Genomic DNA, 11,484 nt, shown 5'->3' on the forward strand with positions numbered 1-11,484 from the left:
TGGCGGGCGGCACCGCGCGGCGGTGCGCCTGCAGGATAGCGGCGAACCGCCCGTCAGTGTTTGAGCAGATACAGTTCGCGGCTGTAGGCAACATCCTCCGGGTTCGCGATCGGATAGCCTTTCACCCAGGGTTTGATCAACCGCCCGTTAGTGTACTGATAGATGGGAGCGATAGGCGCCTGATCAGCAATAATACGCTCCGCCTGGTTGTAATCATCATTGCGCTTTCGGGCATCGGTTTCACTGCTCGCCTGGGCAAGCAGCGCATCATAGGCGGGGCTGGCAAAGCGCGCGATGTTGCCGCTGTGGCTGTCGGTTAGCAGCGAGAGAAAGGTGGAAGGCTCGTTGTAGTCTCCCACCCAGGAGGCACGAATCACATCAAAGTTGCCGCTGTTGCGGCTGTCGATGTAGGTTTTCCACTCCTGATTTTGCAGCGTGACGTTGACGCCGAGGTTCTTCTTCCACATTGAAGCCACCGCGATAGCAATTTTCTGGTGATTTTCTGAGGTGTTGTACAGCAGCGTCAGCTGCAGCGGTCGGCTCGGACCATAGCCGGCCGCCGCCAGCAGCGCCCGCGCCTGGCCGTTGAGTTCCGCCTGGCTGTGCTGCTGCAGCACGCTCTCCTGCGGAGTAAAGCCCGCGGTCACGTCCGGCGTAAAATGCCACGCCGGCTTCTCACCGGTTCCCAGCACCTTTTCTGCAATGACCCGGCGATCGATGCTCCAGGCGAGCGCCTTACGAACCCGCACATCGGCGGTCGGCCCTTTTTGCGTATTAAAAGCGTAGTAGTAGGTGCCCAGCTGATCCGGCGTAAATACTTGCCCCGGCAGCATTTTCTTCAGCATGGCATACTGATTTTTAGGGAAGGACTCGGTGATATCGATGTCCCCGGCGCGGTAACGCTTGGTCGCGGCAGACTCCTCATTGATGGGCACGAAGGTCACCCGGTTAAGCACCGTATGGGCGTTATCCCAGTAGTGCGGATTGCGGACCAGCACGATATTTTCGTTGACCACCCGCGAGGCCAGCTGATAAGCGCCGTTGCCAACCAGTTTCCCCGGCTGCGTCCAGCGGCCGCCCTCGGCTGCAATGACCTTCTGCGGTACCGGATAGAGACTAAAGTTGGCGGTCAGGCTGGGGAACCACGGCAGTGGGCGGTTCAATACCACGCGCAGGTGGGTATCATCCACGGCGCTGACGCCGAGTCTGTCGACCGGCAGCGTGCCTTTCGCGATCGCCTCGGCGTTTTCAATGCCCGCAAGGCCAGCAAACCAGGCAAAGGGCGAGTGGTTAGCCGGGTCGACCAGCCGCCGCCAGCCCCAGACAAAATCCTGCGCCCGCACCGGATCGCCATTCGACCATTTAGCGTTGCTGCGCAGGGTGAAGGTCCAGACCTTGTTGTCATGACTCTGCCAGCTTTCGGCGACGCCCGGAACAATATTGCCCTGCGCATCCTGATTGGTCAGGCCCTCAAACAGATCGCGAATCACCTGTATTTCGGGCAGCCCCACCGCGTTAACCGGATCCAGTGACGCCGGTTCATCTTTAATGTGGCGGACGATTTCCTGTTTATCCGCCAGCACGGCGCCGGCGGGGACGGTGGCGGCGTAGGCCCACGGACTCAGGCTGACCAGCAGCACGGCGGCGGCGCTGAGGCGAAATGACATCATAAGCTCTCCTTAACGGATCGGGTGGCCGGAGGGTGACGACCCGCCGGTGCGGCGGCAAGCCAGCTCTGCGGCAAACTGTAGCGCAAATCGTTGATCGTAAACCAGAGGATTTCCTTCTCACCTGTCGACGGCGGGCGCTGCCGCACAGTTTGCGCGCGCCGACATTTTTCGCTTTCGGCGCAGGTATCGCTTGAACCGCCTCGGCGCCATCAAGTAACTTGTCCAGCTACTCATCTGCGTCGTGAAAGGATCCCCGGACATGAAAACGCTTCACCCGCGCCCGCTGCGCGGCACGCTGGAGGCCGAACGCCGTCAGTATGGCCAGTCGGTGCTTGGCGCCCCCCTGCTCTGGTTTCCGGCACCGGCGGCCGATGCCGACAGCGGTCTGATTTTGGCCGGTACCCACGGCGATGAAAATGCCGCGATGGTTACGCTCTCCTGCGCCATGCGCACCCTGACAGATAGCCATCGCCGCCATCACGTGATTCTGGCGATGAACCCCGACGGCTGCCAACTGGGACTGCGGGCCAATCTGAACGGGGTGGACCTTAACCGCAATTTCCCGGCGGCCAACTGGCAAGCCGGTGAGACGGTCTACCGCTGGAATAGTCAGGCTGAAGATCGCGACGTGCGGCTCTCCACCGGCAGCCATCCGGCTTCCGAGCCGGAAACCCAGGCGCTGTGCACGCTGATTCATCAGCTGCGCCCAGCCTGGGTAGTGTCAATGCATGACCCGCTGGGCTGCGTGGAAGATCCGCTGCAGAGCGCTCTCGGTCGCCGGCTGGCCGACGCCATGGCCCTGCCGTGGGTAACCAGCGTGGGCTACGCGACGCCCGGCTCTTTCGGCAGCTGGTGCGCCGATCTGAACCTGCCGTGCATTACCCTCGAACTGCCGCCGATTTCCGCCGACGAGGCCACCGAACGCTATCTCGACGCGTTTATTGCTCTGCTGCATGACTGAGGGCTATCCGTCCCGGAGAGAAGCGCAGCGCCGGCTCCACATCACCGGCCAGCCAGGTGGGGCCGTCAAAATCAACAAACCGCGCCCCGCTGACCAGCGGCAGCGCGGCGCGGATTGCCCGTGAGGTGCAAATCATGCAGCCGAGCATCACCGCCAGTCCGCGCCCGGTCGCCTCTTCCGCCAGCGCCAGCGCCTCGGTCAGCCCGCCGGTCTTATCCAGTTTAATGTTGATCATGTCATATCGCCCCTGCAAGCGCGGTAAATCGGCGCGGGTGTGGCAGCTCTCATCGGCGCAGATCGGCAGCGGATGAATGAAGTTGGCCAGCGCCGCATCGTCCGCCGCCGGCAGCGGCTGCTCGAGCATTGCCACGCCGAGATCGGCCAGCAGCTGACAGCGCGCCGCCAGCCCCTCACTGTGCCAGGACTCGTTGGCATCCACAATCAGCGTGGCCTCCGGAACCGCAGTGCGGATCGCCACCAGCCGCTCAGTAATCAGGTGCGCATCCAGCTTCACCTTCAGCAGACGCACGCCCTTCTCCCACCAGGCCAGCGCGCTGGCGGCCATGCTTTCCGGCGCGCCGATACTCAGGGTTTGCGCCATCTCTACCTCGGCGGGTGCCTGACGTGCCAGTAGCTGCCAGCGATCCTGTTGCTGCAGACGGCACTCCAGCTCCCACAGCGCGCTGTCTACAGCATTACGCGCGGCACCGGCCGGCAGCAGCTGCTGCAGGACATCGCGACCGATCCCCTCTCGCAACGCCGGCTCAACGGCAGCAATCTGGGCCATCACGCTCTGCGCGCTTTCACCGTAGCGGGCGTAGGGGGTCGCTTCGCCGCTGCCGGTTTCCCCCTGCTGCGTCAGGGTCACCACCACCACCTGCGCTTCGCTGCGGCTGCCGCGCGCAATCACAAACGGGGTGTGGAGCGGCCAACGCTCTGTTCGCACCTGTACTGTTCGCACTCTGTCGTCTCCTGATTAACCCATCAGCTTGTTACCACGGTGTGTCAGTGCGCACGTTCCGCGGACCTGGTTAAGTTATATCGCTAAGTAATAATTTTGCCTTACTTTTTTCTGTTTAATCGCGCAGGCATCGCCTACACTGGAGGCCACGTTTCATCCTATCAATGAGGAAAAACCATGTCTCAGACCGTACATTTTCAGGGTAATCCGGTGAGCGTTGCGGGTGAGTTTGCCAAAGCCGGCGAGACGGCTAAGCCCTTTACTCTGGTGGCAAAAGATCTGTCTGAAAAAACCCTCAGTGACTTTGCCGGCAAGCGCAAGGTACTGAATATTTTCCCCAGCATTGATACCGGCGTCTGCGCCGCGTCGGTGCGTAAATTTAATCAGCTGGCGGGCGACATGGATAACGCCGTGGTGCTGTGTATTTCAGCCGACCTGCCCTTTGCCCAGTCGCGCTTTTGCGGCGCTGACGGCCTCGGGAATGTGATAACCCTGTCCTGCTTTCGCAACCCGGAGTTTAAGCAGCAGTATGGGGTGCAGCTGGATGCCGGCGCGCTGAAGGGATTGACCGCGCGCGCGGTGGTGGTTCTGGATGAGCAGGACCGCGTGATTTATAGCCAGCTGGTCAATGAAATCACCACCGAGCCGGATTATGACGCCGCGCTGGCGGTGCTGGGCTAACGCCGCCCCGCCGGGTGGCACTGCGCCGCCCGGCGGCATCAGCGCCGGCCCGCGGAGCCGGCCGGTAAATTATGGCTCTTCGCTGTCGGTTTTTTTCTGATTCAGGCCGTACTCCCGCAGCTTATTTGCAATGGCGGTGTGCGATACGCCGAGCCGGCGCGCCAGCTTTCGCGTACTGGGATAGGAGAGATACAGGCGGTTTAATACCGTGCGTTCAAAGCGGCCGGTGATCTCATCCAGCGTGCCTTCCATCGCCTCTTCCCCTAGCGACATCTCCATCGCCTGCTCCGGCAGTACGATATCCTGTGGCCGCAGTTCATGCCCTTCCAGCTGGGTTAACGCCCGATAGAGCGCGTTGCGCAACTGACGTACGTTACCCGGCCAAGGATAGCGGCTGAGGAACCCGTGCAGCTGCGGCGAAAAGCGCGGCCGCACCACGCCCTGCTCGTCGGCAAAGCGCGAGACGAACAGCTCGGTTAGCGGCAGGATATCCTGTGGCCGATCGCGCAGCGGCGGCAGATTCAGCGTCAGCACGTTAAGCCGGTAGAACAGGTCTTCGCGAAACGCACCGCGCTGCACCAGCTCGGTAAGGTTTTTCTGCGTGGCGCAAATCACCCGCACATCAACATGCACCTCATGCTCCTCGCCAACCCGACGGAAGGTGCCGTCATTGAGAAAACGCAGGAGTTTGGTCTGCATGCGCGGACTCATTTCGCCAATTTCATCCAGCAGTACCGATCCGCCGTTGGCCTGCTCAAAAAAGCCCTTTTTCCCCTCCAGCGCATTGGGATAGGCGCCCGCCGCGTGGCCAAACAGCTCGCTCTCCGCGACGTCGTCGGGCAGCGACGCGCAGTTCAGCGCCAGAAACGGCTGGTTGCCGCGCGGGCTGCGCAGGTGGCAGGCGCGGGCGAGGATGTCTTTACCGGTACCGGTTTCGCCGACGATCAACAGCGGCGCATCCAGCATTGCCAGCTTACGCGCCTGATCGATGACGTAGCGCATTTTGGGACTCACAGCGATGATGTGTTCGAACTCGCTGTCGTCATGCACCGCCAGATTTTGCAGCTGGTGTCCCATCCGCGCGGTGGACTTGAGCAGCACTACCGCGCCGACCGGCGGCGGCGGCTCGGCGCGTGCTTCACCCTCTTCGGCATAAATCGGCGTGGCTTCCAGGAGAAAATCGCGCCCCTGGATCACCACGTGCTCGGTTTTTGCCTCAACCCGCCCGCTCTCCAGCCAGCGCAGAAAATTAACCCCGGGGATCAGAGTCCCGGCGCTGTGACTGCGCAGCTTCGCCTCGTTCAGATCAAACAGGATCTGCGCCGCCGGGTTAGCCAGTTCAATTTTACTTTTCAGGTCAATGGAGAAAACTGGCTCAGGCATCGCGGTTAACAGCGCGCTGAGCGCCCGGTGCTCCCGCTCGGACGGCATCCACGAGACGGTACGCACGTCGGTGACCCCGGCAATGCGGCGAATGTCGGCCATCAGGGCGCTGTACTGGTCAAAGCCGAGGGTCGCGAAGTTGAGATAAATACGTCCCTGATTGCCCAGGGGATCAATTTCTATTCCGCGTAAATCAATGCTGCGGGCAACCAGCAAATCAAGCAACTCCCGCGTCAGACCCAGGCGGTCGTGGCAAAAAACTTCCAGGCGCATTTGGCTCCACCTTACCGGTTAACATCATGGATTATATGCTAAGAGTACGCCAGCCGGCCGCCGGCCAACAGCAGATTGTCAACTTTTGCTGCCACTCAGGCGCGTTAGCCAAATCATAGCGCATCTGCAAAACATAATCACAATGAGAGAGAGAAAAGCAGAGATATATAGCATAACATTGCACTACAGCAGGCAAAACGGCGAAAAAATCGCCGCCATGCCGCGGGAGGTTACTTGCCGCTGCCGTTCTGCAGGCGGGTTTTCAGCTGCTGGCTCAGTTCACGGCGAAAATCGCCAAGGCGCGGCTTGTCGTCCAGCCACGGTAGCGGCCGACAGAGGGCCATCGCTTTGATCCCCAGCCGGGCGGTGAGCAGCCCCGCGCCCACCCCCTGGGCGGCGCGCGCCGACAGTCTGGCCGCGATGTCCTGCGACACCCAGTCCAGCCCCACCTCGCTGACCAGTTCACTGGCGCCGGCAAAGGCCATATTGAACAGCACCAGCCGCAGCAGACGAATGCGGCTGAAATAACCCAGCTCCATGCCGTACAGCCGGGCAATCTGATTCACCAGCCGAACGTTTCGCCAGGCAATAAAAGCCATATCGACCAGCGCCAGCGGACTGACGGCCACCATCAGCGCCGATTCGGCCGCCGAACGGCTAATGGCCCGTCGCGCCTGGGCGTCGAGCACCGGCTGCACCAGCTGGCCGTAAAGCGTAACCACCTCGCGATCGTTTTGCGAATCGTGCAGCGCCGCGCGCCAGCGCTGCATAGCCGGATGGCCGTTGTCCAGTCCGGCCTGCCGCGCCAGCTGTTCGCAGAACGCCTGCCCCTGCCCCAGCCCGTGGCTGCTCAGCAGCTCGCGGGCGGCATCGCGACTGTCTGCCCGCTGACGCAGCCGTCGCAGCCGGCGCCACTCTCCGGCCAGCGCCCCGACGCCGGCGCTGACCACCAGCGCGCCGGCCGCACCGCCGCCCAGCGCAATCCAGTCCCGCGCAAGCCAGGCCTGATGCAGCCACTGCGCTCCCTGCGCCACCACGCTGACGCCAAACAGCGTCACGCCGGCCAACGCCAGACGCTGCCAGACGCTGCGCCGCGGACGCAGTGCGGCCTCCACCGCCCGCTCACCGGCGTCCTCCTCCTCCGGCGCGTCAGCCTCATCGGGCAGCGCGACAAAGCTGTCGCCGCTGGCCGATTCGGCAAACTGGCGAGCAGGCTTCAGGTGCGGCTCTTCGGTCGTCTCCAGCGGACGGGCAAAATCAATGCGTGGTTTTAGCGGTGTAGCGCTCATCGCAATTTATCTCCCAGTAAAAATTCCAGCGCCGCATCCATGCGGATGTGCGGCAGCGGTTGATCGCTCTCGAGCGGCGGCGGACGAAACTGTTCAAAAGCAAAACCCTGTCGCTGCCAAAACGCCGGTCCCGGCAGGCGTCCGGGGACGTCGCCCGGATAGACAGTGATGGCCTCACCGTCGCTAAGCCGGTTGCCGCGCAGCGCGGAGAGCGTTTCGCCCTGATGGGCAATTTGACCACGGGTCGTTGCCTGCACCGCCGCCAGCCCGAGACAGTCCAGCTCGATGCCCTCAAACGCCGCATTTTGCCACGCTTCCTGCACCAGCTGCTGCAGCAGCGACACCAGGCTGACGTGCTGATCGGGGGTGATGTGATCGGCCTTGGTCGCGGCGAACAGCAGTTTATCAATGACCGGTGAAAACAGGCGGCGAAACAGGGTGCGCTGACCGTAGGAGAAGCTCTGCATCAGCTGCGTCAGCGCCAGTCGCATATCGCTGAAGGCCTGCGGCCCGCTGTTAAGCGACTGCAGGCAGTCCACCAGCACAATCTGGCGATCGAAGCGCAGAAAATGGTCGCGGTAAAAGCCTTTCACCACCTGCTGGCAGTAGTAGTCATAGCGCGCCTGCAGCATGCCAAAATAGCTGCCGCGATCGGCCTGCGCCAGCCGCGCGGCGCCGGCGTCATCCACCTCCGGCCAGGGAAAAAACTGCAGCACCGGCGCACCGGCCAGCTCGCCCGGCAGCACGAAGCGTCCAGGCTGAATAAAGTGCTGCCCCGCCTCTTTGCCGCGCTGCAAATAGCGGGTCCACTCTGCAGCAATCGCGGCGAGGCGATTTTCATCGGCCGGGGCCAACGGATCCAGCCCGGCGCAGCTTTGACGCCACGCCTGCGCCCACGCCTGACGCGGTCCCGCGATCAATCCGTTCATCTGCCGCGACCAGCTCAGGTAGTCCTGCGCCAGCATCGGTAAATCCAGCAGCCACTCTCCGGGGTAATCGACAATCTCCAGGTAGAGCGTGTGTGCGTCGCTAAAATGCCGCATCAGCGACGACTGTGAGCGAAAGCGCAGTGCGAGGCAGATCTCGCTGACTCCCCGGGTCGGCGTCGGCCACGCTGGCGGCACACCATACAGCTGGGCGATCCCCTGATCATAACTGAAGCGTGGTACGCCCAAATCGCGCTGCGGCACGCGCTTAACCCCCAACAGGCGCCCTTCCCGCGCGGCGGTGAACAGCGGCAGGCGCGCGCCGGACTGCACGTTTAGCAGCTGATTGACCAGTGAGGTTATGAAGGCGGTTTTACCGCTGCGGCTAAGGCCGGTGACCGCCAGCCGCAGGTGGCGATCCGTCCCGCGATGCATCAGGGCAGTGAGCTCGTGTTGTAAGCGCTTTACCGGCATGTACTCTCCATGACAGCCTGTGAACAGAAGCGAACAGTATACGTAATGCCGGCCGAAACGCCTAAAGGGCTCGCCGCCCCCGGCCGGGCCTTAGCGGGTGAAGCGCGCGCTGGCGCGTCGCAGCAGGCGGGAGAGCAGCGGCTCAAGCACAAAGCCCAGCGCCAGCCGCAGTGGCCGGTGAGCCACCGATTTAACCGCCCAGCCGGCAACGCCCGCCGGTGCGGCGTGAACGGCGGTTAGCAGGACAAATTTCCCCGCTGACTTGAGCAGCGGGACGGCGCGCTGACGCGCGCCCTGCAGTCGAGAAACGCTCATATTCCCTCCCTTACGGGGTATTAAAGGTCGCGAAAACGGCTCCGGACGCTGTAGGCTTCCGAGGTGACGTAGCGCTCGAGGTGCCGCACTGCTGTCTCCTCGCGCTGTAAATCCGCGTCCAGCTGGCTTAGCTGTTCGCCAACCGACAGCGGCACATTCTGCTCCGCGCCCGCCGGCTGCGGCTCCAGCACCCAGGCGAGGATAAAGTAGGCCGCCACGGTGAACAGAAACAGGCCAAAAAACAGCGACAAAACGACCATAATGCGGACCAGCAGCACCGGCACGCCCAGATAGTTGGCCAGCCCGGCGCAGACGCCTTTGAATTTTCCATGCTGCGGATCGAGATACAAACGGTGCTTTATCATGGCTGCCTCCAGCCCGGATGCTCGGCATCGAGGATGGCTTCCAGCGCGCGCACGCGCTCGCGCAGACGATCGGCATCCTGGCGCAGCCGCGACAGCTGCTGAACATCTCCGCTGGAAAAATCGCCGCGCCGCTGTCGATTGCTGTAATGCAGCCACAGCCAGACCGGCGCCACAAACAGCATGAAGATGGTCAGCGGGATGGCAAGAAATAATGTGCTCATTCACTCTCCTTGGTTAGTCACGCACCTGCCGGGACAGGTGCCGGGCGGGGCCGACGGGCTTATTCACCGCTGCCGCGCTGCATTTTGGCCTTTAGCGCCGCCAGCTGCTCGCTGATGGCATCATCGGCCTTCAGGTCGGCAAATTGCTGGTCCAGCGTTTTGCTCTTACCGAAGCGCTGGCTTTCCGCCTCCGCTTCCATGTGGTCAATGCGGCGCTCAAAGGATTCAAAGCGCGCCATCGCCTGATCAATTTTACCGCTGTCCAGCTGGCGGCGCACATCGCGGGATGAGGCGGCCGCCTGGTGACGCAGGGCCAGCGCCTGCTGGCGCGCGCGGGTTTCGCTCAGCTTGCTTTCCAGCTCGCCAATTTCGCCCTTCATTCGTTCGAGGCTCTCTTCGACCTGGCTGACTTCCTGACGCAGCGTCGCCGCAAGATCGGTCAGCTTCTGCTTCTCAATCAGCGCCGCACGGGCCAGATCCTCTTTGTCCTTACGCAGAGCCAGTTCGGCTTTATCCTGCCACTCGACCTGCTGCAGATCGGCCTGCTCAACGCGGCGCAGCAGCTGTTTCTTTTCGGCCAGCGCGCGGGCCGAAGTTGAGCGGACTTCAACCAGCGTGTCTTCCATTTCCTGAATCATCAGGCGCACCATTTTTTGCGGATCTTCCGCTTTTTCCAGCAGGCTGCTGATGTTGGCATTCACGATGTCGGCAAAACGAGAAAAAATACCCATTACTCTGTTCCTCTTTTTCTGTTGGAGACGCGCCTGACTGCGCGCCACGCCAGTATCTATACAACATCCGTGCCAACTTTTAACTAACTGATTTCAAGCTTAATTTGCTCCGGCACCGGACAGCGCCTATAGTTAACCTGGTCTTCTTAACTACCTTTTGGTGATTTTCATCATGTCTGATCAGCCCGTCGACAGCCTGTTAGGTGAGTCAAATCTGTTTTTAGAAGTGCTGGAGCAGGTCTCCCGCCTTGCGCCGCTGAGCAAACCGGTGCTGGTGATTGGCGAGCGCGGCACCGGGAAAGAGCTGATTGCGCGGCGCCTGCACTACCTTTCCACCCGCTGGCAGGGGCCCTTCATTTCGCTAAACTGCGCGGCACTGAATGACAACCTGCTGGACTCGGAGTTGTTTGGCCATGAGGCGGGCGCGTTTACCGGCGCCCAGCGGCGTCATCAGGGGCGCTTTGAGCGCGCGGATGGCGGCACGCTGTTTCTTGACGAGCTGGCGACCGCGCCAATGCTGGTACAGGAAAAGCTGCTGCGGGTGATTGAATATGGCGCGCTGGAGCGCGTGGGGGGAAGCCAGCCCCTGCAGGTCAGCGTGCGACTGGTGTGCGCCACCCACGCTGACCTCCCCGCCCTGGCGGCGGCCGGGCGCTTCCGCGCCGATTTGCTCGATCGGCTGGCGTTTGACGTGGTGAATTTGCCGCCGCTGCGCGCGCGCCAGCAAGACATTATGTTACTGGCCGAGCAGTTTGCCATCCAGATGTGCCGTGAACTGGGCCTGCCGCTGTTTCCCGGGTTCACCGAACGCGCGCGCCGAACGCTGCTGGGCTATGGCTGGCCGGGCAATATCCGCGAACTGAAAAACGTCGTGGAGCGCTCGGTCTATCGCCACGGCGACGTCAACCACCCGCTGGATACCATTATTCTTGACCCCTTTGCCCACCCGCACGCCGCCTCCACCGCCGGGCCGCCCCCCGAAAAGGAGGCGACTCTGCCGCTGGATCTGCGCCGCTGGCAGTATCAGCAAGAGCGTGAGTGGCTGGATAACGCCCTGCGCCAGGCGCGGTATAATCAGCGCCGCGCCGCTGAACTGCTCGGACTGACCTATCACCAGCTGCGGGCGATGATTAAAAAACACGGCGTTCTGCTGCAGGATAGCGACGGCGTGGGTACCTAACCCGCCAACGCATTTTTTTGGGTCGCCGCAGAGAGTGCGGTACACTGTCGCCAT

At 62.2% G+C, this 11,484-nt stretch carries 12 protein-coding genes; 3 read left to right on the forward strand and 9 right to left on the reverse strand.

The features are described 5' to 3' along the window. Window positions 1-53: 53 nt before the first annotated feature. Window positions 54-1,667, reverse strand: a complete 1,614-nt coding sequence (locus tag BS626_RS08040) for an ABC transporter substrate-binding protein (RefSeq protein ID WP_371328493.1) — start codon at window positions 1,665-1,667, stop codon at window positions 54-56. Between the two features lie 262 nt (window positions 1,668-1,929). On the opposite strand from BS626_RS08040, the gene mpaA reads away from it, so the two are divergent. Beyond that, the gene (mpaA, locus tag BS626_RS08045; RefSeq protein WP_075181858.1) at window positions 1,930-2,631 is read left to right on the forward strand and encodes a murein tripeptide amidase MpaA; all 702 of its coding nucleotides are present in this window, start codon (window positions 1,930-1,932) and stop codon (window positions 2,629-2,631) included. Here the strand turns inward: mpaA and ycjG are convergent. Next, window positions 2,609-3,592, reverse strand: coding sequence for an L-Ala-D/L-Glu epimerase (ycjG, locus tag BS626_RS08050; protein ID WP_075181859.1), 984 nt, complete (start codon window positions 3,590-3,592; stop codon window positions 2,609-2,611). The two genes, mpaA and ycjG, sit on opposite strands and share 23 nt — an antisense overlap. 177 nt (window positions 3,593-3,769) lie before the next feature. Between ycjG and tpx the strand changes: the two genes are divergently transcribed. Then, window positions 3,770-4,273, forward strand: a complete 504-nt coding sequence (tpx, locus tag BS626_RS08055) for a thiol peroxidase (protein ID WP_075181860.1) — start codon at window positions 3,770-3,772, stop codon at window positions 4,271-4,273. 69 nt (window positions 4,274-4,342) lie between these two features. Here tpx and tyrR read toward each other — a convergent pair whose 3' ends face one another. From tyrR to pspA, 7 genes are all read right to left on the reverse strand, one after another. Further along, window positions 4,343-5,929, reverse strand: a complete 1,587-nt coding sequence (gene tyrR, locus BS626_RS08060) for a transcriptional regulator TyrR (protein WP_075181861.1) — start codon at window positions 5,927-5,929, stop codon at window positions 4,343-4,345. Window positions 5,930-6,159: 230 nt separating this feature from the next. Further along, the gene (locus BS626_RS08065) at window positions 6,160-7,218 is read right to left on the reverse strand and encodes a YcjF family protein (protein ID WP_075181862.1); all 1,059 of its coding nucleotides are present in this window, start codon (window positions 7,216-7,218) and stop codon (window positions 6,160-6,162) included. Further along, window positions 7,215-8,618: a YcjX family protein gene (locus tag BS626_RS08070; protein WP_075181863.1), complete on the reverse strand. Its 1,404-nt coding sequence runs from the start codon at window positions 8,616-8,618 to the stop codon at window positions 7,215-7,217. Before BS626_RS08070 ends, BS626_RS08065 begins: the two co-directional genes overlap by 4 nt. Window positions 8,619-8,708: 90 nt before the next feature. Next, window positions 8,709-8,933, reverse strand: a complete 225-nt coding sequence (pspD, locus tag BS626_RS08075; RefSeq protein ID WP_075181864.1) for a phage shock protein PspD — start codon at window positions 8,931-8,933, stop codon at window positions 8,709-8,711. Between the two features lie 20 nt (window positions 8,934-8,953). Continuing rightward, window positions 8,954-9,298: an envelope stress response membrane protein PspC gene (gene pspC, locus BS626_RS08080; protein WP_075181865.1), complete on the reverse strand. Its 345-nt coding sequence runs from the start codon at window positions 9,296-9,298 to the stop codon at window positions 8,954-8,956. Further along, on the reverse strand, window positions 9,295-9,519 hold the full coding sequence (pspB, locus tag BS626_RS08085) for an envelope stress response membrane protein PspB (protein WP_075181866.1): 225 nt from the start codon (window positions 9,517-9,519) through the stop codon (window positions 9,295-9,297). The genes pspC and pspB overlap by 4 nt, the downstream gene beginning before the upstream one ends. Window positions 9,520-9,578: 59 nt before the next feature. Then, a complete protein-coding gene (gene pspA / locus BS626_RS08090; RefSeq protein WP_075181867.1) occupies window positions 9,579-10,250 on the reverse strand; it encodes a phage shock protein PspA in 672 nt (223 codons plus the stop codon). A gap of 172 nt (window positions 10,251-10,422) precedes the next feature. On the opposite strand from pspA, the gene pspF reads away from it, so the two are divergent. Further along, on the forward strand, window positions 10,423-11,430 hold the full coding sequence (gene pspF, locus BS626_RS08095) for a phage shock protein operon transcriptional activator (RefSeq protein ID WP_075181868.1): 1,008 nt from the start codon (window positions 10,423-10,425) through the stop codon (window positions 11,428-11,430). Window positions 11,431-11,484 lie beyond the last annotated feature (54 nt).

Origin of the sequence: Pantoea sp. 1.19 (genome assembly GCF_001922585.1) — a bacterium.
In the GTDB taxonomy this organism is placed as follows: domain Bacteria; phylum Pseudomonadota; class Gammaproteobacteria; order Enterobacterales; family Enterobacteriaceae; genus 1-19.